The 22,488-nt window shown below is 56.7% G+C and carries 21 protein-coding genes and 1 pseudogene; 11 read left to right on the top strand and 11 right to left on the bottom strand.

Going from position 1 to position 22,488, the window contains the following annotated elements; all coding sequences use genetic code 11:
- Positions 1-116 precede the first annotated feature (116 nt).
- The 3 genes from ABNH18_RS04925 to ABNH18_RS04915 are packed head-to-tail and all read left to right on the top strand — an operon-like array spanning position 117 to position 2,361.
- Complete coding sequence (locus ABNH18_RS04925; protein WP_349381738.1) at positions 117-383, top strand: DUF3649 domain-containing protein; 267 nt, start codon at positions 117-119, stop codon at positions 381-383.
- The gene (locus ABNH18_RS04920) at positions 380-2,005 is read left to right on the top strand and encodes a PepSY-associated TM helix domain-containing protein (RefSeq protein ID WP_349381737.1); all 1,626 of its coding nucleotides are present in this window, start codon (positions 380-382) and stop codon (positions 2,003-2,005) included. Before ABNH18_RS04925 ends, ABNH18_RS04920 begins: the two co-directional genes overlap by 4 nt.
- Positions 2,002-2,361, top strand: coding sequence for a DUF3325 domain-containing protein (locus tag ABNH18_RS04915; protein WP_349381736.1), 360 nt, complete (start codon positions 2,002-2,004; stop codon positions 2,359-2,361). The genes ABNH18_RS04920 and ABNH18_RS04915 overlap by 4 nt, the downstream gene beginning before the upstream one ends.
- Before the next feature lie 14 nt (positions 2,362-2,375).
- Here ABNH18_RS04915 and ABNH18_RS04910 read toward each other — a convergent pair whose 3' ends face one another.
- On the bottom strand, positions 2,376-2,852 hold the full coding sequence (locus tag ABNH18_RS04910) for a gamma-glutamylcyclotransferase family protein (RefSeq protein ID WP_349381735.1): 477 nt from the start codon (positions 2,850-2,852) through the stop codon (positions 2,376-2,378).
- Between the two features lie 196 nt (positions 2,853-3,048).
- Between ABNH18_RS04910 and ABNH18_RS04905 the strand changes: the two genes are divergently transcribed.
- Complete coding sequence (locus ABNH18_RS04905) at positions 3,049-3,735, top strand: hypothetical protein (protein WP_349381734.1); 687 nt, start codon at positions 3,049-3,051, stop codon at positions 3,733-3,735.
- 65 nt (positions 3,736-3,800) lie between these two features.
- Here ABNH18_RS04905 and tusA read toward each other — a convergent pair whose 3' ends face one another.
- From tusA to rlmM, 3 genes are read right to left on the bottom strand one after another with little or no spacing between them, the layout of a single operon-like run.
- Positions 3,801-4,040 (bottom strand): sulfurtransferase TusA, encoded by a 240-nt coding sequence (tusA, locus tag ABNH18_RS04900; protein WP_349381733.1) that lies wholly within the window; start codon positions 4,038-4,040, stop codon positions 3,801-3,803.
- Positions 4,040-5,296 carry an MFS transporter gene (locus ABNH18_RS04895; protein WP_349381732.1) on the bottom strand — a complete coding sequence of 419 codons (1,257 nt, stop codon included), beginning with the start codon at positions 5,294-5,296 and terminating at the stop codon, positions 4,040-4,042. The genes tusA and ABNH18_RS04895 overlap by 1 nt, the downstream gene beginning before the upstream one ends.
- Before the next feature lie 2 nt (positions 5,297-5,298).
- Positions 5,299-6,360 (bottom strand): 23S rRNA (cytidine(2498)-2'-O)-methyltransferase RlmM, encoded by a 1,062-nt coding sequence (rlmM, locus tag ABNH18_RS04890; RefSeq protein WP_349381731.1) that lies wholly within the window; start codon positions 6,358-6,360, stop codon positions 5,299-5,301.
- Between the two features lie 60 nt (positions 6,361-6,420).
- Between rlmM and ABNH18_RS04885 the strand changes: the two genes are divergently transcribed.
- Positions 6,421-7,077, top strand: coding sequence for a hypothetical protein (locus tag ABNH18_RS04885; RefSeq protein ID WP_349381730.1), 657 nt, complete (start codon positions 6,421-6,423; stop codon positions 7,075-7,077).
- A 116-nt stretch (positions 7,078-7,193) separates the two neighbouring features.
- Here ABNH18_RS04885 and purU read toward each other — a convergent pair whose 3' ends face one another.
- Entirely contained in the window at positions 7,194-8,066 is an 873-nt protein-coding gene (purU, locus tag ABNH18_RS04880) for a formyltetrahydrofolate deformylase (protein ID WP_349381729.1), read from the bottom strand.
- A 50-nt stretch (positions 8,067-8,116) separates the two neighbouring features.
- Positions 8,117-9,136: an AraC family transcriptional regulator gene (locus tag ABNH18_RS04875; RefSeq protein ID WP_349381728.1), complete on the bottom strand. Its 1,020-nt coding sequence runs from the start codon at positions 9,134-9,136 to the stop codon at positions 8,117-8,119.
- Between the two features lie 253 nt (positions 9,137-9,389).
- Between ABNH18_RS04875 and ABNH18_RS04870 the strand changes: the two genes are divergently transcribed.
- Positions 9,390-9,779: a response regulator gene (locus ABNH18_RS04870; RefSeq protein ID WP_349381727.1), complete on the top strand. Its 390-nt coding sequence runs from the start codon at positions 9,390-9,392 to the stop codon at positions 9,777-9,779.
- Positions 9,780-10,182: 403 nt separating this feature from the next.
- Here ABNH18_RS04870 and ABNH18_RS04865 read toward each other — a convergent pair whose 3' ends face one another.
- Both ABNH18_RS04865 and ABNH18_RS04860 read right to left on the bottom strand, forming a co-directional pair.
- Entirely contained in the window at positions 10,183-12,348 is a 2,166-nt protein-coding gene (locus ABNH18_RS04865) for a 3-hydroxyacyl-CoA dehydrogenase NAD-binding domain-containing protein (protein ID WP_349381726.1), read from the bottom strand.
- Between the two features lie 29 nt (positions 12,349-12,377).
- Complete coding sequence (locus tag ABNH18_RS04860) at positions 12,378-13,589, bottom strand: acetyl-CoA C-acetyltransferase (protein ID WP_349381725.1); 1,212 nt, start codon at positions 13,587-13,589, stop codon at positions 12,378-12,380.
- Positions 13,590-13,798: 209 nt separating this feature from the next.
- On the opposite strand from ABNH18_RS04860, the pseudogene ABNH18_RS04855 reads away from it, so the two are divergent.
- The 3 genes and pseudogenes from ABNH18_RS04855 to ABNH18_RS04845 all read left to right on the top strand — a co-directional run.
- Positions 13,799-14,139 (top strand): annotated as a pseudogene (locus tag ABNH18_RS04855) (glutathione S-transferase N-terminal domain-containing protein); the annotation flags it as partial.
- Positions 14,119-14,610, top strand: coding sequence for a glutathione S-transferase N-terminal domain-containing protein (locus ABNH18_RS04850; RefSeq protein WP_502876774.1), 492 nt, complete (start codon positions 14,119-14,121; stop codon positions 14,608-14,610). The pseudogene ABNH18_RS04855 and the gene ABNH18_RS04850, both read left to right, overlap by 21 nt.
- A 175-nt stretch (positions 14,611-14,785) precedes the next feature.
- Positions 14,786-14,944 carry a hypothetical protein gene (locus ABNH18_RS04845; protein ID WP_323774173.1) on the top strand — a complete coding sequence of 53 codons (159 nt, stop codon included), beginning with the start codon at positions 14,786-14,788 and terminating at the stop codon, positions 14,942-14,944.
- Positions 14,945-15,081: 137 nt separating this feature from the next.
- On the opposite strand, the gene ABNH18_RS04840 is transcribed toward ABNH18_RS04845, so the two are convergent.
- Positions 15,082-15,402: a hypothetical protein gene (locus ABNH18_RS04840; protein ID WP_349381722.1), complete on the bottom strand. Its 321-nt coding sequence runs from the start codon at positions 15,400-15,402 to the stop codon at positions 15,082-15,084.
- A gap of 95 nt (positions 15,403-15,497) precedes the next feature.
- Here ABNH18_RS04840 and smrA point away from each other — a divergent pair, with 95 nt between their 5' ends.
- Positions 15,498-16,088: a DNA endonuclease SmrA gene (smrA, locus tag ABNH18_RS04835; protein WP_349381721.1), complete on the top strand. Its 591-nt coding sequence runs from the start codon at positions 15,498-15,500 to the stop codon at positions 16,086-16,088.
- A gap of 191 nt (positions 16,089-16,279) precedes the next feature.
- Here smrA and sthA read toward each other — a convergent pair whose 3' ends face one another.
- Complete coding sequence (gene sthA, locus ABNH18_RS04830; RefSeq protein WP_349381720.1) at positions 16,280-17,677, bottom strand: Si-specific NAD(P)(+) transhydrogenase; 1,398 nt, start codon at positions 17,675-17,677, stop codon at positions 16,280-16,282.
- A gap of 92 nt (positions 17,678-17,769) precedes the next feature.
- On the opposite strand from sthA, the gene ABNH18_RS04825 reads away from it, so the two are divergent.
- Complete coding sequence (locus ABNH18_RS04825) at positions 17,770-18,060, top strand: LapA family protein (protein WP_349381719.1); 291 nt, start codon at positions 17,770-17,772, stop codon at positions 18,058-18,060.
- Here ABNH18_RS04825 and ABNH18_RS04820 read toward each other — a convergent pair.
- Positions 18,025-22,335 carry a choice-of-anchor Q domain-containing protein gene (locus ABNH18_RS04820; RefSeq protein ID WP_349381718.1) on the bottom strand — a complete coding sequence of 1,437 codons (4,311 nt, stop codon included), beginning with the start codon at positions 22,333-22,335 and terminating at the stop codon, positions 18,025-18,027. The two genes, ABNH18_RS04825 and ABNH18_RS04820, sit on opposite strands and share 36 nt — an antisense overlap.
- Positions 22,336-22,488: the final 153 nt, after the last annotated feature.

Genomic DNA, 22,488 nt, shown 5'->3' with positions numbered 1-22,488 from the left:
GCTCCTTACAGTGTTTACATCCTGGCATCGCATTCATGGCGTCATTTGCATTTTCTTTGCACCGTTTCTGTAGATAATAACCATTCTCATTTTGATTGGCTTGCCTCTACGCTCTTATGACTCCACTTTCGATTACTTCCCGCACCTTGGCCGCGGCTTTGGGTGGCTATGGGCTAGGCGCCCTTGCGGCCATGGCATTGGCCGTTACTCTGCCCATGGCCCGCGACCAGGCCGTGATCATCGGCATCATGGTGTCGTTCCTGCTCTGTAGCGGCGCGGCAATCTGGGCATTTTCCGCCCGTTCAGCGTGGCGAGCCTGGGCCGGCATTCTGGCACCCAGCCTGCTGCTGGGCGGGGTATATCTGTGGGGCCTGCCCGCATGAATAAATCCTTTCGCCAATCCATGGCCTGGCTGCATACCTGGGCCGGTTTATTACTTGGCTGGCTGTTGGTGGCTATTTTCATTACCGGTACCAGCGCTTATTTCCGCGAAGAAATTACTCTGTGGATGCAGCCAGAACTGCATGACTCTACGCTGCAACCAGCAACTGTCGAGCTGGCAATGGCGGCGCTGAACGCCAAGGCCTCAGACGCGAAATCCTGGGATATCAGCCTCCCTGGAGCCCGCCAAACCGCCGCCGAGCTACGCTGGCAGCCGGCTAAGCAACCGGAAGGTGGCGGCCGCCGTCGCGGTGAACAAATGCTAATGGATGCGGATAGCGGAAATATTGTGGAGCCACGCGCTACTCGTGGCGGCAATTTTCTTTATCGATTCCATTTCGAGCTGTATGGCATAGACCGGCTGTGGGCACGCTTGCTGGTATGCGTGGCCACAATGTTCATGCTGATCGCCATTATTAGCGGGGTGATTACCCACAAGAAAATCTTCAAGGATTTCTTTACCTTTCGCCCGGGTAAAGGACAGCGCTCCTGGCTGGATGCCCATAACGCCACCGCCGTTCTCGCCTTGCCTTACCATTTCATGATTACGTATTCAGGGCTGTTACTGTTTATGACCCTGATCATGCCGTGGGGTATCGACGCAGCGTATGAAAATGATCGCCGTGCATTTTTCTCCGAGGCATTCTCCCGTGGAGAAGATGCCGCGCGGCCGGGCGCGCCCGCAGAGATGGTGGCCATTGGTCCCTTGATCGAACAGACCGAAGCCCGTTTCGGTAAACCCGTGGAGCGCATCCAGATCACCAACCCGAACCGGGACAACGCGCAGATCACCTTACGAGTAAACCGTGACCCAGCGGTGACCGATCGCCAACGCGGCGGCGATCCGACGCAAGTCTTCCAGGGCAGCAACGGCGAACTGATTGAAACACGCATACCCGCCAATGACGAAGTATCGCCCGGTTGGCGTATCTATAATTTCTTTTCCAGCGTTCACATGGCGCGCTTCGCCGACCCGATTACTCGCTGGCTGTTCTTTCTGTTTGGGCTGGCAGGTTCCGCGATGACCGCCACCGGCATGCTGCTCTGGGTGAGCAAACGGACGCAGAAGTTACGCCGAGATCAGCAGCCTGACCGAGCCCTGAAAATGGTGAATGGGCTGAATATGGCATCCATCACCGGGCTGATGCAGGCCATCGCCGCCTACTTCCTGGCTAATCGCTTGTTGCCCGTTGCCGTAGAGGCCCGTGAAGATCGTGAGATCCAGGTATTCTTTCTGGTCTGGCTGGCCTCACTGGTGCACGGTTTGCTGCGCCCGCATCGACAGGGCTGGAGCGAACAAGTGGCGGCTACTTCGTTGTTATGGCTCGCCGTGCCAATCGTCAATATTTTCACCACGAACTCGCACCTGTTCTCCGCATTGGCCTGGCAGCACCCAGCCATCGCCAGCTTCGACCTGGTCTGCCTGATTCTTGCCGCCCTGGGTGGCTATACCCTGTGGCGCCTGCAGCGCAAACCCGAACCGGCCAAACCGCGCCGTGCCCGCACACCTCGGTCAGCTACCGTCAGCACGCCCCAAAGTAAGCCAGCCGGAGAATCACCATGACGATGGCTTTGTCGCTTTTTCTCGCCTTGTCACTGGCCTACGCCGGCCTTACCAGCCTGTCCTTGGCCATGAAACGCCACCATGATCAGGTTATGGGCCGCAAACTGCAGCCAGAGCGTGTGCGTTTTTACCGCTGGCCTGGTTGGCTGTTGTTGGGGTTATCGCTGCTGGTAACACTCACCGTCTGGCCTCTGGGGCTGGCCCTGTTTATGGCAGTGAGCCTGGTGGCGGTGGCCGGCTTGCCACTGGTGTTTTTACTGCCATATCGGGCACGGTTGGCAGGGCGACTGGCTGTGGCCTTGCCGGTGTTGGCAATGCTTAGCTGGTCTGCTGCCCCACTGGCCATCGGCGGTTAGCGGCGAGAAGACATTCAGCGTGGCTGGCAATCATCCACACAGGCGGTGGCCAGCAAACGCCGATAATAATCGGCACTGAGCCAAGGCCGGCCGCTGAGAAGATGATTCAGATACCAGCGTTCCGGGCGCAAATCATCGGATTGCCATTCTGTATTGGCGATATAGACCCACGTATGCAACTCCCCCACATCAGTCTGTACCGCCAGTCGCTCACGGCGGTAACGGACTGGGTGGCCTTCGAACGGGTCCATCCGTTCGATTTCCCGATGGTCCCATAACTGGTACAGCACACCCTGCACCGCCGCTCCGTCATGTTCCGCGCTAACGATGTTGGCGTAGGCAATGCCTTCTTTGCCATGGGCGCGCTTGTTAAAAGCCAATTGCCAACCGGGCAATTGCGCTCGTAACGATTGCCGATAGCGCATGCCCCGCACGGCCATCCGTGCCGGGTTCATGTTCGAGCCATAGGCAAAGTAGTAGTCACACTGCACACATCACTCCTGATTGATTGCCGTCCTCAAGAAAACCACTCCAACCTAAGGCAGTCAGCCTGCTGGCTACTAAAGCCGGTTATCTGCACTGGCTTGCATGGCGCCCTGTGACAGGCTAACGTGAATTAACGGGCCGTGCCGCACGATCCGCTGTGATCATGCTCGCGTCCCCAAGGAAACGTACCGGGAGAAGCCCATGACTCAGGCGAACCGGCAACACCCAAGCGGAAGCAATGTTGTTTCCTTCTCACCACGCCGCAAAGCGGCCAAGCCCCCCATTTTGCGTTTATCCCCGGAATACGATGGCATTGAACTGCTCTATGCCAACGATCATCACCCCGACAAACTGTTCTCACTGAAAATTCTGGCCTGGGCGCGATTAGCCAATGGCGAGACTGTAGCTATGGTGCCCTGGCTCAAGGAACCAGTATCCGCCATGGCGCTGGCCGATCCGCTGAATGGCCGCTGGGAGGGCTACCGCCTGCCTCACAGCGATTACCTGTTCGTGGATGCGCCGGAGCACAAGGTGCAGGAGCTGGATGCGGCCCTGTCGTTTTTCGGCAAACCCCAACCCGGCGAACAAGCGATTCAGGAAATTCCGGATACCATCGGCACCCACGCTGTCTTCTCTGAAGACAATTTCCACACCATCAGCCTGATGGAAGTGGTGAGCTGGACGTTGTTTGCCGATGGCACCCTGTCCGCCATGGTGGCACAGGAGAATGACCCGGTAGAAACCCCCATTCTGCCCGGGGCAGAGTGCCTGACCACCGCGCAATCCCTGCCGGCATTCCGCTATTTCTTCCAACACGGCATTGCCAACAAGTTAAAGGAGAGGGACCCGGAGGCTTTGGCTGCGGTGGCCATGCTGGCAAAAAACTGAGCCATGATGGACGATGAAGAAAGAGCGCTATCGAAGGCACGGCAGCTGCATGCATCCGTATTCAATTAGCCCTCTTTCTTCTTGATCCAATACAAGAACACATCACCCTCGCGCTGCTGATCAACCAGGCTGTGGCCAAGGAATTGACAAAATTTGGGGATATCCCGTTCAGTCGAGGGGTCGGTGGCGCGCACTGCGAGCACATCACCGGGTTTCATATCCCGCACCTTGTTGTGCAGCATCATCACCGGCTCAGGGCATAGCAAGCCGGTGGCGTCGAGTTCGTGTTGGGCATCCAGTGTCATCAAGGTTCTCCTCGTGGCGCGCCATGGGCAACCACCGGTGGCTGCCAGAAAAAGGCAGCCATTATAACGGCTGCACTGAGAATCGCAGCCAGCAGGAAATGTGACGCATAGCCCAGCCAGGCGACGCTGAATCCGCTGAGCAAGGTAAAGACACCAACCGCAAACAGTTGCACCGACGCTTGCACCGTATAGTCGCTTCCCTCATGGCCGCTGCGGCAGTAATCCATCATCAAGACAAACAGCGCTACGGTGGACAAGCCATCCGCCAATTGTTCGAACAAGGCCACCGCCCAAATCCACTGCACCGGTACAGTTACCGGTCCCGCCGCCACCCACCACCAGCCAATAAATGAGAGCGCCTGTAATCCGGCAAAACCGAACAGTGCCACGCGACGACTTAGCCGCAACATGATCAGCCCAGCCAAACCGGCACCAGCAAGCCCCACTAATGAGGTGATCAGATCCAGACTGCCAATTTCAGCCAGAGTCCAGTGCCTGTCGACCAGAAAGGGCTTGATCATGCGAGTGCCAAAGCCATCCCCCACCTTGTAGCCGAGCAAGATCACCAGCCAGACGCCCAGCCCGGGGCGGCGCCAGAACAGCGCCAATTGCCGCAGCCACCATTTTGCTGTCACCGGTCTGCGACGCCGGGCCGGCTCCCGCGGTTCATCAAACCGCCAGGCGGTTACCGCCACCACAAGTAGCATGGCGATGATGGTAAACAGCGTGGCCTGCCAGCCCCACTGCCCCACCAGAATCAATAGCGCACCACTGCCCAGAATCATCCCGACTTTGTACCCACTGACCTGAACACTGTTACCCAGGCCCCGCAGTGACGGCGTCAGCAGCCGAGCGGCCAGGCCGTCGGTGGCAATATCCTGGGTGGCACTGAACAAGTTGAGTAGAAACAGCATCACGATCAGCACGGCAAAACCGGCGCCGAACAACCAGGCTTGAGACAGCATGGCGGCCACGGCCAGTACTGCCACGACCCCGCTCAGGCAGGCCAGTATCCAGCGTTTTCGGTGATTGGCGCGGCCACTGCCCCAGCGATCCACCCAGGGAGCCCAGATAAACTTCAGTGCCCACGGCAAGGCCGGTAACGCCAGCAAGCCGATCCATTCCGGCGACAGCCCCGCATCACGGGCCAATGCGGGCATGGATTTCCCCAGTAGCCCTGCCGGCAGGCCCTGAGCGAAATACAGCATGCCCAACGTGGCAAACAAGGGAACGGTTCGGCCGCGCCCGGCATCCATCGTCAGTAATCCCGGTGGAAGCTGGCCCAGACGGTGATTTCTTCCCGGTCGTAATACAGGTGCGCCGCCTTGATCACCGGTTCACCTAAATGCTCCATGCGTTCCATGGCAGTGGTGAGTTTTTCCAGCAGCTGCCGGGTTTCCTGGAAGCGGCGTTTCATCGGTAATTTCAGGTTAAACAGTGCGGCACTGGCCCAGCCCTGGGTTAACCATTTTTCCATTTGCTGCAAGGTACGCGCGGGCTTGTCCACCACATCGCACACCACCAGATCCACCTTGCTGCGCGGGCGCCAGGTAAAGGCGTCGCCGGACACATGCTGTACCGGGTATTCATCCAGCAAACGGGGATCCATCTTGCCGTGATCCACCGCCTGCACACGAATGCCCCGCCGAGCCAGCTGCCAGCTCCACCCCCCCGGCGCGGCCCCCAGATCCACTGCGGTTCGGGCATGTAATGTATCAGCACTGCCGAAGAAACGGATCAAGGCCTCTTCCACTTTCAGCGCGGAGCGACTCGGTGCCTCTGCCGGTAGCCTTAGGCGACGCACGCCCCCTTCCACCAGCGCAATCGCGCTGGGACTGGTACTGACCCAACCGTTGTGGGAATCGCTAAAGAACAGGTGAATCCGTTGTTTCGCCTTGGGGCGCAACAAACCGGCTTTCTTCAAACGGGGTTCCAGCGCCTTGCGAAACCCACGCAAAAACCGCTGTAACTCCCGGCCTTCATTGGTATCCGGGTGCTCTAGGTAAAGCTCGGAAAACGGCGCCGCTTGTTCCAGCAAAGGCCACAGGGCGGTAATTCGGTCATCACCGATGTCGGAAAACTCACCCTCGCAAACGCTTAAGGTGCGCGCAAAAATCAGCCCGCTATCCTGCAGATCGGCCAGCGAGCCTTGCTGGCTGTGCCACAACACATACCCGCTGTTAGCGGTGGCGCGGGGGTAGCCCGCCACCATCTGGTCTGCCGCATGGAAGTTCAGTTCGGCAGCCAGGTCCGTTTCAAACCCCGGCCGGCACAGGGCCAGCAAGGTCTCGGACTGGGAATTCAACAAGTCACTGTGCATGAAGGTCTCGCGCTGGTTACAATGTGGCCCATTGTCCTTATCACAACGGCTGGATCAATAATGAAAATAACACTGCCGCTGACTCTGGGCCTCTGTGCCTTGATTCCCCTCGCCCACGCTGACGAAGAACTGGCCCCACCGGATGTGGATTTCTACGCTGAAGCCCAGATGATCCGCGCAGATATGGATCCGTACGGGTTCGATACGGCGGACGGGCTGAATATTAATATCGGCCTGTGGCTAAACAGTGTCGAGCTAGGTAAAAACAGTCGTTTCGGGCTGGAAGCCGGTTTTGTCAGCCAAAGCGATGTCAGTGATAACCTCGATTTTGTACGCCCACCTGAAGGCACTTCTGAGGCCTCTATCGCATCTTCAGTGCGAGTCCAACAAGAAAACTCACTGACGATTAATGGCCTGACTCTCGGGGTTGTCTGGCAGAGTCCTTATTGGCTCTACCTGAAAGGCGGCGGCTATTTGTACGATTTTAAACTGGAACAAGAGCAGGAAAGGATTTTTCTGGACCCTACCGGTGCCGAGATTAGTCGACGTAATGACGGCACCGATAGCAACGACCAGAACGGTATCGCACCCTTTGCAACAGTCGGCGTGGCCGTGCCTATTCTTGACCAGCTGTTCCTGACCGCCCAATACCAGTACACCAACCTGGAATCAGAAGCCTACGGCACCCTGGGCATCGGCCTGCGTTATACCAACTGATGCCTGATGCCTGATGCCTGATGCCTGATGCCTGATGCCTGATGCCTGATGCCTGATGCCTGACAGCGTGCGACCGTTGTCCTTGGCGTCAAGCATCAGGCATCTTGCCTCCAGCGTTACTTAACAAACACTACCGTTTTGTTCCCATCCACGATCACCCGATCTTCCAGGTGCCAGCGCACCGCGCGCAGCATCACCTGACGCTCCACATCCTGCCCCAGTGAACGTAACTCCGCCGCTGAATGACGGTGGCTCACTCTCTGCACGTTCTGCTCGATAATCGGCCCCTGATCCAGATCTTCCGTCACATAGTGGCTGGTGGCGCCGATCAGTTTGACGCCTTTGTCGTGGGCTTGCTGATAAGGGTTCGCCCCCACGAAGGCCGGCAGGAAGGAGTGATGAATATTGATCACCCGATGCGGGTAATGCGAGACAAAATTCGAACTGAGAATCTGCATGTAACGGGCCAGCACCACCACATCCACCTTGCCGTCGAGTTTGGCCAGGGTCTCGGCTTCCGCCTCGGCCTTGTTGTCGGCCGTGACCGGAATATGGTGATACTCGATGCCGAAGCGCTCCACTTCGTCGCGCAGGTCGTCGTGATTACTGATCACCATGGGAATGATGGCTGGCAGGTCACCACGGGAGGTGCGCCAAAGCAGGTCCATAATTACATGGTCGTGCCGGGACACCAGTACTGCCATACGCTTTTTCTCGCTGGCGTAGCTGATTTGCCAGTGCATGCCATAGGGCTCGGCTACCCGGCTGGCGAAGTTATTGCGCAACGCGTCCCGGGAGCAATCCAGCTCCGGGGTCTGGAATTCCAGTCGCAGAAAAAAAGTACCGCCGTGGGCATCGCTGGAGTGCTGGTCGAAATCGGTAATGTTGGCACCATGGTTGTACAGGAAGGTGCTCACCGCACTGATGATGCCCGGCTTGTCCGGGCAGGTCACCAGCAAGCGCGCCGTGTCGGCGTCATTGGCTGTCATGGAAATTCTCGTGGCTAATCGTCAGTGAAATATCCAGCATGGCGGCCCTGTTACAGGGTGACTCCAAAATGCTCCCGACGGAAATTGGACGGTGTTTTCCCGGTCCATTTTTTGAAAGCTCGATGGAACGAGCTGGCTTCGCTAAACCCCATCAACAGTGCGATTTCATCGATACTGAGATCCGGCTTGGACAGGTAGTACACGGACGCATCCTTGCGGATGGCATCCTTGATTTCCTGGTAACTGGTATTCGCTTCCTTGAGCCGCCGCCGTAAGGTCTGCGGGGTCATGTTCAATTTGCCGCAGATTTCCGTGAAATCGGGGAAACTGTTGCCGTATTCATTGGAAATAATGGCACGGATCTGCGCAGGCAGGCCGACATTGTGGATATTGCCATCGAATAGCTGAGCCAACGAATCCTTAAGAAATTTGGACAGGGACAATTCGCTCTGCACCAAAGGCAATTCCAGAAAGTCTGCCCGGAAAGTCACCGCATTTTGGTCGGACATATACTCAATGGGGCAATCAAACAGGAACCGGTGCTCCTCATCATTCCGCACATCCGAATAATCCAGCTTTACCTGCTGGGGCTCAATGGCTTTGCCGACCAGCCAGCTCATGAAACGTAACCAGATAAACAGGGAGGCTTCGATAATCACTTCTCGGAAATCGAGACGCGGATCGGCGACCACAATCAAACGGGCCACATCGCCATCTCGCTCGATCCGGGACTGCAGGCTCAATTCGAACAAGTCGTAGAAACGGATACCCCGCTCCACCGCAGCGCCCAAATTCGGGCAATTGATCACAGCGTGGGCCATCATGGAGAAGGTACCGGGCTTGGATTTGCGACCCTGCCCAAAACCCAGAAATTCGTCCTGGGTCTGGGTCATGATGAGCAACATCATGCGAATGAAGGTATCGCGCTCAATGGTAGCGTCCGGATCATCCAGCATTTGCCGTGGAATGCCGCACTTGTCCAGAATCTCGGGAATGCTGGCGCCGGAACGGGCAGCGCCCTGCAGCAATTTCACCACACGGTTAATATTGATCGTTCTGCGATGGTACATCGACCTCCACCCTCAAACCTTAGGCATTGCCATTAAGCGAAACCGTACCCGTCAGCATTGTCATCGGCACGTTTGTTGTTTGCCGGCCTGCTGTTTTTAAAGCGCCCGGGAGCGTCAATCATAAAGAAACTGGCCGGAATTAACATACTGTCTACCGCTTCAAAACCGTTGCACCATGATTCTGGCCGGAAAAACCTCCCTTCATACTGATTTCACCCTTGTTATCCCGCGCTGTCTACGATAAAAATTACTAATGAATGTTCTCGTCGTTGAAGACAATAAGGCTGTCAGCCTGATCATCTGCCGCATCATCGAAGAGCTAGGCCATCAGTATGTGCTGGCCGCAGACGGTGAGGCGGCCCTGCGGCTGTACCATCAACGGGACATTGATCTGGTGATCCTGGATGTGGAGCTGCCCATTCTGGATGGGTTCACCGTGGCCAGAGACGTGCGTAACGGCAACGCTCACATCCCGATCCTGTTTATTTCCGGCAATAGCAGTGAGGCTTGCTTCCAGCAGTGCCTGGATGCTGGCGGCGACACTCTGATGCCCAAACCCTTGCGCCCCAGCGAATTACGCGCCTGGCTGAACAGCAGGCTTGTCACCAACAACAACCCCCACATCTCCCCCGCCGCTGGCTGACCCGGCCTCAAGCCAGTCACAGCTGATCCCTACCTTGTTAGCAGCTCCTTGCGGAGCGTTCATGGATCCACGTATCCGCATGATCACCTTGGGAGTTCGTGGTCTGACGCGGACAATTACCTTCTATGAATCCACCCTGGCCCTGATCAAACGAAACGCCCCATGTCCGACAATACTCCAGTGGCCTTCTTCGAACTCAATAACAGCCAACCCGGACGGGCACCTTTGGAAGTGGTCTGTAATCCGCATTTCTCGGCTGGACCGCGATAACAATTTATCCAGAATTTTAGGCTCGATGCCTCAGGCCCTATGCTTTACGCATCAACCAGCGAGCCTCCCCCGGACACCCACAAAAAAGCCCGGCTGGGTAAGCCGGGCTTTTTTTGGTGCGTCATCTCAAGGGTTACTTATAGATTTCGCCTTTTTCCGCTTTTTCCACCAACGAGGCCGGCGGGTTGAAGCGCTCACCGTAAAGCTTGGCCAGCTCTTGGGCGCGTGCGACAAAACCACGCAAACCGCCTTCGTACTGGTTGATGTACTGCATAACACCACCGGTCCAGGCCGGGAAGCCAATACCGAAGATAGAACCAATGTTGGCATCCGCCACTGAGTCCATCACGCCTTCATCAAAGCACTTCACCGCTTCGAGGGACTCAATGAACATCATCCGTTCCTTGATGTCTTCGAACGGCATATCCTTGCTGCCACCGAAGGCATCGGCCAGGCCGGACCACAGGTGCTTCTTGCCCTTTTCCGGATACTCGTAGAAACCTTTACCCTGCAGCTTGCCCGGGCGATCCAGCTCTTCGACCATCTTCTTCATGACTACTTCAGCCGGGTGCTCCGCCGGCGGCTCGGCCCCTTCACGTTTGGCATCATCACGGGCCGCTTTACCAATTTTCAGTGCGGTTTCCATGTTGATCTCATCGATCAGGTTCAAGGTACCCACCGGGTAACCCGCCTGCATGGCCGCCTGCTCGATGGACTGGGCATTGACGCCTTCGCCCAGCATGGCAATCCCTTCATTGGCGAAGGTGCCGATCACGCGGGTGGTGAAGAAACCACGAGCGTCGTTGACCACGATCGGGGTCTTCTTGATCTGCAGACAGTAATCGTAGGTCCTGGCCAATGCTTCCGGACAGGTGTCCTTACCACAGATGATTTCCACCAACGGCATTTTGTCCACCGGGCTGAAGAAATGGATACCGATAAAGTTATCCTTTTTCTTCACGCCTTTGGCCAGGCCGGTAATCGGCAAGGAGGAGGTGTTGGAACCCAGTACCGCGTCCGGGTTAACCACGTCTTCGATTTCCTGGAACACCTTGTGCTTCAGCTCGGTGTTTTCGAACACGGCTTCAATCACGAAGTCTACGCCTTCCAGATCTTTCGCATCGGCAGTGGCGGTAATGCGGCTGAGGATTTCCTCTTTCTTCTCCTCAGTCATCTTGCCCTTGGAGATTTCCTTGTCGAGAAGCTTACGGGAGTAGTCTTTACCCTTATCGGCATTCTCGGCAGAAATATCCTTCAGCACCACTTGCGATCCGGAACGGGCTGTTACATAGGCCACACCAGCGCCCATCATGCCGGCACCCAGCACACCCACTTTCTCGGCGCGGAATTTTTCAATGCCATCGGGACGGCTGGCACCACCGTTGATAGCCTGCAGGTTGAAGAAAAACGCGGTAATCATGTTCTTGGCAACCTGGCTGGTTACCAGCGACACGAAATAACGGCCTTCGATGAGCGAGGCGTTATCGAAATCCACCGCAGCCCCTTCGATAGCTGCCGACATGATAGCCAGCGGCGCCGGGTAGTTAGCGCCCTTGAGCTGCTTCTTCAGGTTAGCCGGGAAGGCTGGCAGGTTAGCGGCAAATTTCGGGTTCTTCGGGTCACCGCCCGGAATCTTGTAACCCTTCTGGTCCCAGGGTTGCTGGGCTTTCGGGTTAGCCTTGATCCATTCACGGGCCTTGGCCATCATCGCGTCGCGGTCTTCAACCAGTTCGTCGATCAGACCGGTTTTCTGCGCCTTGTCCGCCTTCATGCGCTGACCCTGCATCAGCACCTTCATCAAACCATCCTGGATACCCAGCATGCGCACGATACGGGTCACGCCACCGCCGCCGGGCAACAGGCCCAGAGTCACTTCCGGCAGACCGAACTGAGCGGATTTGTCATTGATGGCAACGCGATGATGACAGGCCAGTGCGATTTCCAGACCGCCACCCAGGGCCGTGCCATTCATGGCAGCGACCACCGGCTTGCCCAGGGTTTCCATGATACGTAGCTGACGCTTGATCTCGGTCACTCCGGCCAAGAACTCCGGGCCATCTTCCTTGCGAGCTTTCAGCAGATCACGCAGATCCCCACCCGCGAAAAAGGTTTTCTTGGCAGAAGTAATGATCACCCCGGCGATGTCGTCTTTTTCTTTTTCCAGACGCTCGACCGCTGCCGCCATGGACTTGCCGTACAGCTCGTTCATGGTGTTGGCGGACTGGTTGGGATCATCCATGGTCAGAACGACGATATTGTCCGCGTCTTTTTCCCAACGAATTGCAGTTTGTTCACTCATATCTTTACTCCGAAATCGTTCAACGCGGCTTACAGACGCTCGATGATGGTGGCGATACCCATGCCACCGCCCACACACAAGGTGCACAATGCGAACTTCTTGTCGCGGCGCTCGAGTTCATCCAGTGCGGTACCCAAAATCATGGCACCGGTGGCACCCAGCGGGTGGCCCATGGCGATGGAACCGCCATTGACGTTGGTGATGTCCGGGGTAATACCCATGTCTTTCATAAAGCGCATGGCGACCGCCGCAAAGGCTTCGTTGATTTCCCACAGATCAATGTCGCTAGCTTTCAGGCCGGCTTTTGCCAGCGCCTTCTTGGCAGCCGGGCCTGGGCCCGTGAGCATGATGGTGGGATCGGCGCCACTGATCGCCGTGCAAACAACCCGGGCACGGGCCTTCATGCCGTAATCCTTGCCCACTTTCTCGTTGCCAAGCACCACCAGGGAAGCACCGTCTACGATGCCGGAGGAGTTACCCGCGTGGTGAACGTGGTTAATCTTTTCCAGCCAGTGGTACTTCTGCAGAGCAACCGCATCAAAACCGCCCATTTCGCCCATCATGGCGAAAGACGGGTTCAGGCCAGAAAGTGCATCGGCAGTGGTACCCGCACGAACGTGCTCGTCGCGATCCAGAACGGTCATGCCGTTCAAGTCTTTCACCGGCACTACCGATTTTTCGAAATAGCCCTTTTCCCAGGCGCTAGCAGCACGGGACTGGGATTGAGCAGCGAACTCATCCACGTCACGACGGCTCCAGCCTTCGATGGTGGCGATCAAATCTGCGCCAATACCCTGGGGAACAAAACCAGTCTCGTAGTTGGTAATTGGATCCATGGCCCAAGCACCACCGTCAGAGCCCATGGGAATACGGCTCATGGATTCCACACCACCGGCGAGAATCAGGTCATCCCAACCGGATGCCACTTTCTGGGCACCGGTATTCACCGCTTCCAGGCCGGACGCACAGAAACGGTTCAACTGATAACCCGCCACGGTATCCGGCAGGCCTGCGGCCAGGGCCGCTGTCTTGGCAATACAGGCACCCTGGTCGCCGACCGGAGTCACCACACCCAACAGCACATCATCAATGCGGTTGGTATCCATATTCGGGAAACGCTCTTTTACTTCATCGATCAGGCCTACTACGAGATCCAGCGGCTTAACCGTATGCAAAGAACCATCTTTCTTACCCCGACCACGGGGAGTACGAATGGCATCATAGATATAGGCTTCGGTCATGGAACCTTCCTCTTGCCTCAGGCATGTATCAGCATTGGGCTGACGGGTTATGAAGGGCGTGGGAGTCTCTGAACACTCCCTTGTTGCCCGGTATAGGGTGGCAAGAGTGCCCCAGCCACTCCAATGTCTCAATGACATGAGTTAACAGTGCCCATGAGCGGAACGGGCAAGGCGGCAAGTCGTTGAAAAAACACGCGTCAGTGCGGCCAATGAATGCCCGCAAACACATGGTAAGGTCGCGGCAATTCGTTTCAGGAGTATCCGGTATGTCACACGGCACAGAGGTTTTTCGTTCATTGCTGTCTTCCACGCTGCAACAGGGCCGAGGCATTGCCAGCAAGGGCCACAGTAACCGCCCGCAGGAGCCGCTGGAGCTCTACGACATGGAAGGTTGCCCTTTCTGCCGCCTGGTTCGCGAAGCTCTCACCGACCTGGACCTGGACGTCATGGTGTTCCCCTGCCCCAAAGGCGGCGACCGGTATCCCCCCTGGTGGAACGGCTGGGTGGCAAACAGCAATTTCCCTACCTGATGGACCCCAACACCGGCGAAGCCCTGTATGAATCCGCGGCCATCATCGATTATCTCTACCAGCAATATGGCGGCCGCCCTGCCCCCAAGAGCTGGCAACTGCGCCTGCGCACCGCCGCTGCGGTGGCCGCTTCTGCCCCTCGTGGCAGCCACGGCATCCGTTGCCTGGACAGCCAGGCGCCGAAGAAACCGCTGGAGTTGTATTCCTTCGAAGCCAGCCCCTTTGCCCGCCTGGTCCGTGAACGATTAACGGAGCTGCAGTTGCCCTATCTGCTACGCCAGTGCGGCCGCGATCAATGGCAGGACTGGGTGTTGCCCATCATGCGCAAACGCCTCGATATGGACTATGCCCCCAGCCAGCGCAACCGGGTGGATCTGATGGCGCGGGCCGGCAGAATCGCAGTGCCCTACTTGGTAGACCCGAATACCGGCAAGGAACTGTTCGAATCCGAGGCCATTCTCGACTATCTGGATCAGACTTACGGCGGCTGATTCCCGCGCCATCGCCCAATGATGTCGGGGCACCGATAAATGGTGCCCCTTTTCCCTTCTACCCCCCACTTTTTAGTGCTATATATCCCAATGTCAGGCCGCGTTCGTAGCATTACCTACGGGGCTGGCCTGCAAAACGGCAAGCATCCTTTAACGTTGTAAAGAGAGTGGCACCATGAGTCGTCGCCAATTTGATGACTACGACCCGAACGAGTGGGAAGAAGAGCACAAGCGCGCAGAACGTGAGCGCCGCAAACGAGACGCCAAGCGTCACAGACATGATGATGAGGGAGGAGAGGAAAGCCGGGACCGCCAACGTCCACAGGCCTACTGATTACGTCTCCTTCTGGACCACTTGAGAATTTAGACCTCTTAAGGGCGACAGAATAAATGGGGCCCGGTTGCTGCTATGGCTTGTCGCCCTTGCAGCAACCGTTCGCCTCGTGGGCAATCACTGCTCACCCGCTCCCGCTAATCCCCGTAACGGCTTACCAGCGTAGACAGCATGGTTGCCGTCTCCTCATCCGTCGCAAGACGAAACCCGCCTCGCCAATGGCCATTATCCAGATAGCGGTGCCATAGCGGCTCCGCATTTACATGCAACTCGCGCTGCCCGGACAGATTGAAAGGCAACTTCAGCACCATCGCTTGCACCGTTTGTGGTGGTACGCCTTTACCCGCCAGGCAAACGCCCTGGTCCGTAATGTTCAGGATATGGCCAATCGGCCGCTGATCGGCACACACCCGCACATTAACGCGGAGCCTGGGCCGGCTGAATCGTCGACGTTCCATCACATCCCTCCTTCTCAGGGAGCCTGTTACTCCCAGTCTCCGCCGGCTTTGTGTACCATGCAAGGGAGATACGATGAATTTTGTGGAGCAGTTCCATGGCCTCCGACGATGATCTGTTTCGTCAGGAAATGGCGGATGTGACGCCGATAAAACCGGACAACCGGGTCCAGGAACGCGCCCCCCGTCGCGAACCGTCCATCCGTGAACAATTGCGCCGTGCCGCCGCCGTGGACGACCGTAAAGACAACAATCCGTTGACGGTCCCTGAACAAGTGCCGCAAATCGGGCCACTGGACATCGTCGGGCTAAAAAAGGATGGCGTTCAGGAAGGCGTGTACCGCAAATTACGGCTGGGCAAGTATGAACCCCAGGATGTGCTGGACTTGCACCGCGTTCGCCTAATGGATGCCCGCAACCTGGTGCAGCAGTTTCTGGAGAATGCCCACAATAATGGCATGCGCACCGTACTGATCAGCCATGGCAAGGGATTACATAGCGAACGCCCCGGTTTTCTGAAGAGTTATGTGATGCACTGGCTGGAAGAAAGCCGCTTGGTGCTGGCCTTTCACAGCACACCGGCCAATCGCGGCGGCAGCGGCGCCACCCAAGTACTGGTCCGCAAGAACGGCCAGGCCCGGCAACGCAACCGGGAATTCTTTATTGAAGCGGGGAAACACCAGAGATAGCGCAGTTGAAAGTTGAAAAGCGCGGAGACCGTGGACACTCCGAATGCACCCCGCCTGAGCCGCGCTATTGACTGGAAAGCTCTACTCTTTGTTAGCGACTTTTACGCAAGCAGTCGCGGGCAAAGGGCCTGCCGGTAAAACCGGGAAACCCTCGCACTTTTCAACTTTCATCTTTGAACTTTCAACTCTCTTTACCGCTTGATCCGGTTCAAGCCGTTAATCGCAGCCACCCGATAGGCCTCTGCCATGGTCGGATAGTTGAACGTCGTGTCAATAAAGTATTCCAGCGTGTTATTTTCTCCCGGCTGGCGCATGATCGCCTGCCCCACATGGACAATTTCCATAGCCTGATAGCCGAAACAGTGGATACCCAACACCGCCAACGTTTCGCGATGAAACAGAATTTTCAGCATGCCCACCCGTTCACCGGTGATCTGCGCCCGGGCCAGATTTTTGAAGAAAGCCTGGCCCACGTCATACGGCACCTTGGCTTCCGTTAACTCCTGTTCGGTACGCCCAACGCTACTGATACCCGGAATGGTATAAATGCCCGTGGGTACATCCGTGACCTGGCGTACCTCATCACCCGCAATAGCGGCGGCACAAAAGCGCCCCTGATCGTAGGAGGCACTGGCCAGTGAGGGCCAGCCCACCACATCGCCCACTGCATAGAGAGTGTCAGCCTCTGTCTGATAGCGCTCATTGACCTTGAGCTGCCCACGGCTATTGGCTTCAACACCCACATTCTCCAGGCCAATCTTCTGCGTATTCCCGGAACGGCCGTTACACCACAGTAAGGCATCCGCGCGCAGTTTCTTGCCGGATTCCAATTCCAGGGTCACGCCTTCTTCGTCCGCCGTCACCCGTTTGTAGTGTTCACCCTGCCGAATCGTGCAGCCCTGCTCGCGCAGGTGATAGCTGAGCGCATCGGAAATTTCTGTGTCCAGAAAATCCAGCAAGTGCTCACGAGAGTTCACCAGATCCACCCGAATGCCCAGCCCGGTAAAGATACAGGCATATTCCGAGCCGATGACCCCGGCGCCATAAATGAGGATATGTCGCGGCGTATGATCCATGGTCAGAATGCTATCGGAGTCGTAGATGCGCGGGTGCGAGAAGTCCACATCATCCGGATGGTAGGGACGCGACCCCGTGGCAACCAGAATATTGCGGGTTTTCAGCAAGTGCTGACGGCCTGCATGGTCATCGACCCGAACTTCTTGCGGAGACAGAATCTCACCACGCCCGGTAAACACGGTGACCCGGTTGCGAACATAAAAGTCGGTCCGCACCTGCACCTGTGAGTCGATCACTTCCTGGGTTCGGGCAATCAAGTCCTGCCAGCGGATTTCACGTGGCTTGATAATGCCTCGTAGCAAGGGGTTTCGCTGGGTGCGAATCACCTGACGCACCTGATGCCGCAACGCCTTGGAGGGGATCGTGCCCCAGTGAGTGCAGTTCCCGCCTAACGTCGATTGATCCTCGACAATCGCCACTTTCAGATCTTTCTTGGCCGCCTGCATGGCCGCCGCTTCACCCGCAGGGCCACTACCAATCACCACAAGATCCCAACCGGCACTGATATCCATTCACCTCTCCTTTCTACTGATAGACAGAGTATAGGGAGGTAGCGAGACAAGCACGAGTTGGACTAGAGTCGAGAGACAGCAAGGAGATAAACATGGATGACAAAACCGCCAAGAAACCTTCACTGGTGGCCCGCGGCGGCCGCAAAACCGGGCACTGGTTGATGACGCATCCCATGGGAGCACTGCAAATTCTGCTGGTGATCATGGCTATCACTGTGGTGTTTCAGAACCTGGAGCCCACCAGCATTGATATCCTGTTCTGGACGCTGATGGACATTCCCAAGCTGGTGTTGCTGATGGTCAGTATGCTGTTTGGGGCGCTGGTATGGGAAACACTGCGCCGGGTACTACGCCGCCACTCGACGGCGAAGCAAGAGCATTAAGCCGCCCAGCATGGCCCAACCGATACTGCCGCCTGAACCGGCGGAGGTTTCATCGTTGGGGTAAGACACCGTAAATGTGGTTTGTCGGGACAATCTACCACAGTCGGTGTCTTCCACCGTGAGGGTGAACACATCCTTGAAGGTGTTGAAGTTGCTTTGCGGAATATAGGTAACGGTGCCGTTGTCATTGTCGATAAACAAACCGGCGCCTACCACATTGCCGTTTTCATCTTTTTTCGCGAAGCTGGGCGCCTGGCTGACGGAAATATCGTAATTGCTCCAATCAATTTCCGCATCCGGGTCATCCGGGTCTGAGGCCGTCAGGTTAAACACGACGGTTGCGCCCGGCTCGTTCATTTTCGACTGGCTGTCTAGGGTCGGCGCCTTGTCGTTGATGGTCATCACCACCGTTGCCGCGTCGCTCGTATTCACGGATACATTATTGCTGTCTGTGAAGGTATAGAGGAAGGCCATTTTCAGCGGGTTATCGTCGGTACTTTGACATACATTGGTCTCAAAGCCCGCTGTGGTCGGTGGCGTAAAGAGCACTACACATTCATCGGCCACATCCCCGTCTTCCAGCAGGTCCGGGTTGGCATCAATGACTTTCTGGGAAATGGGCTCGCCACAGCGCAAATCATAACCGTCCCTATCCGGGTTATAGTAAAGCCAGACGAACTCGATGACCGCGCCGTCCGCATCCGGATTGGCTGGGTTACTCAATTCAAAACGTGTGCGTTCACTCATATCTTGCTGATAGGGATCACCGGTACCGACATATTCCACAGGGTCCGCGCCATTCGGTTCAGCATGTTCAAAGGTGAAAACATTATCCAAAAACAGGGAGGGGTCCACGTCATCCAGGTAGACAATCTCAGCCCCATCGCTGGCAAGATCATTATCCAGAATATCCACGGCCACCTGACGACCCGGGCGATTCTGGTTGCTGGCTTCGTCATCACCGGCGGTGATTTTCTGGTACTCGAAAGCCCCCAGGTCACAGCGGCCACCGGACGTCCGGGAAATACCGCGCAAATCCGTGGCGCGGCAACGTAAAGGGGTGCCGGTCCCGCTAACCAAGGCTTCATCATTCCCCTTGTCCACCAAGATCGCATCGTTCTCAGGGTCGCTCATGGACAGGAACGGTGGCGTATAATCATCTGCCACCCCCTCTTCGCCGCTCACTGCAGCGTCCAAATCGGCACTACCCAGCGACGGCTGATTATTGCTTTCCGTTGTTGCCCCACAGGCCGCATCGGAAAAGGCGTTGTAGTGGCTTTCATGAAAGACCGTCGCACCGCTGGTGCACGCCGCCCCACTGTCGAAATAAATGCTGTTGGCCATCTGGATATCGGAAGGGGCATCACCAAGATCAATCCCTAAGCCACCGCCAGCATTATTCATGAAGGTACTGTTCATTATCGTGGCGCCCACCACGATGTTGGACAGATCCAGCGCCGCGCCCTGGGCCGACATATTATCGACAAAGGTGCTGTTGGAAACCGTCACGGAACCGGCATTGATATTGGCATCCAGCACGCCCCCTTTGGTGACACTGGTATTGCCCTCAAAGGTGCTGTCGATCAGTGCTACCTTGACGCTGTCATTGTTCTGAGTGGTGGTTGAGACCACGCCCCCGGCCACACCAGCAGTGTTGTTATGCACATAGGCGCGATTGAAGGTCACCAGTTTTTCATTACCCGCATTGGAGCGCACAAAGGCCACCCCGGCTGAGGCATCGGCATGGTTATTGGTAATCACCACACGATCGAAAATCACCGAGCCACCGGTGGTAATCACAGCGCCACTGCCGGCTTCACCACTGCCCGTAGCCACCCCGTCTTCCAGGGTTAAATAGCGGAACGTGATACCGGGATGGCCGGAGCTCAGATTCGGCGGTTCTACTTCGAACAAACGTTCCGTGCCATTGCCGATAATGCGTGTCTGCGTCTCTTCGTCATCGGCAGGGTCTTCATCGCGCACACCTTTACCCACCAACTCCACGCTGCCACCCTCAACAATCAGGGTTGTCGCCAAGTGAATCTCGCCAGCGGGGATAAGAATCCGGTCAGACGAGTTCCCGCCATAGGCGCAGTCCGGGCTGCCCGACCCGCCGGCATTTTCCAGCGCTTCGCGTAACGTACATTTACCATCGTTGGTGATGGGCGGAAATTGATCGGCAAGAGAATTCACCTCAATATCCACCGCCAGCGCAGGGCCACTGAACAAGGCAAACACCAGCGCCAGCATCCCTTTGGCAGACAAGCGATAGCGACGTATCAGCCCTGCCAGAGCGAGAATAACCAGCATCACGCCGCCTTGGGCACCAATGCTTTTTTTCTCGGTTAATCCACTGGCGGGTTCAGCCACCAGGTTGGTAATTTCGCTCTGGTTCTGCCCCAGGTCCGTGCCACCAAAAAAGGCGTCCTTGTCGACCTCATAACGTAGCTGGTCGACCCCATGGAAAGACGATTCCGGGGTATAGCGAATGCGAGGGTAACCCTGCGCATCAATCTCCACACGGGCACTCCCTCGATCTGGCTGGGCAACCACCACCAAGCAACGGTCCTGAATGGCGTCTGTAATACACGCCGTCTCGCCGACATTACACACCCCGTCGCTCACCACCACGTCTTCCAACAACCCGCAATCCACCTCCGTATCATTGCGGTCGTTTTCCAATACATCACCTAATACTGACTGACCACTGATCAGATCGATCTCATCCGGTTGCGCCTGGGCTCGCAGGAATTCCACCGCACCCACATCACAACGGCCACCCGGGCCACCACGAGAATTACCCCGATTATCCGTGGATTCACATTGATCCACCGTCGCCGTCTCCGGACTGGCACGATCAAACAGGCTGGGCGCCATGGGGTCACCCATCAACGCGGCGGGCGTCGGGTTGGGCAGCAAGCCCGGGTAAGGCCCGCCGATCTCTTCAGCGGTCATCAGCTCACAGGCACCCGCACCGGTGCCCGTACAGGCCGCACGATCCTTACCAAGAAACACATCGGCTTGTGCGGTGTTGGGGTTGTTGGTCACCGGCGTGCCCAGGGTCTGCTCTTCCGGATCCGGGCAATTAACATCGTCGGTAATAGTGAACAACAGGCGCGCTGCCGCGTCTGCCGGGCTGGCCGTGCCGTCCAGCACAGGGCCGGCACACGCGGCAGCAATACCCCCGACGCTGTTGCCCACCATCACAGTGTGCAGAATAACATCGCGGCTAACCGCATCGGCAGGGTCATCAAACTGGGTTTGCGCCAACGTCAGAGCGACACCGTCATTAAAGGCAATTGTCATGTTGGCCAAGATAGCCACGTGATCAGTGGAAACCACGTTAAGCACACCACCGGTGTTATTGACCACCATGCCGTTGGCCAATTCCAAAGTCACCGTGGCATCCGGGTCCCCGTTCAGGTGAATGGTGCCGGCATCGACAGCGCCGACCCCGGCTTCGTTATCGGCCATATAAAAATCGTAGCCAATAATCGAGCCATTGAAGGTATCCGAGGAGGCAATTACAGAGCCCACACCGGTGGCCACATTATTTTCAAAACGCCCCCCGGCGCTGAAGACAAGGCCTGAACCTTCCTCCAGATACATGGCTCCACCGTTCGTTGCCATGCCCTGATTCATGGACACATTCGACGCAATGATGACCGGGCCCATGGCATAGATCAGCCCGCCGTTGTCCACACCGGCATTGCCATCGGTCAGCTCCAGATTGGTCAGCGACATGGCGCCGCCATCATAGACATGAATCAAACGGGAATTACCGGCTGCAGTGATTACCGGCAGGGTTTTGCCTTCCGGCTTTTCGAAAGCATCGAGAATCAGGTCGAATTTGACCTGGTTGGACTGGGGCTCGATATCGGCCGTAGTCTTGGGCGGATCCACCGACGTGTCTTCGGTGAACTTGATTTGCTCGCCATTGCCGATGGGCAGTTCACCCTCGGTCAGCGTATAAACCTTGCCTTCCTGGAGTTCAATGGTGTCGCTGGCGCCACCAGCCTCACAGGCCCCCACAGCAATACGGTAATTGCTGGCATAAAGGGCTTCTCGCAACGTGCAGGTACCACCGGCGTTGCTAGTCGTCACGTCCCAGTGGGTATTTTTATCCCAAACGCCGTCGGTGCCATCGTCATCCACGGCCACAATCGTAACCGCTGCATCAGCAGTGTTAGTGATTTGATAAACGGTCGCATGGGAGGTGGCCGCAAAAACCAAGGCGCAACCAGCAAGGCACTGCTGTAGCCCAAAGTGGCGCATTTTGTTCTCCTGCAGGCTTTTTGCCTGGCGTTATTGTTCTAATGTGGATCTTGCGCTTTCGGGTACACAAATATCTGCATCGTGTCGTCTGACGAACGAGTCACGAGCGTGCAACCCAATGTAATCAAGCGAAACATATCGCCAATTTAGGTA

The sequence above is a fragment of the Alcanivorax sp. genome (assembly GCF_040118815.1).
In the GTDB taxonomy this organism is placed as follows: Bacteria; Pseudomonadota; Gammaproteobacteria; order Pseudomonadales; family Alcanivoracaceae; genus Alcanivorax.
Note: the sequence above shows the minus strand (reverse complement) of the source record. Positions and strands in the feature narration are given on the sequence as shown.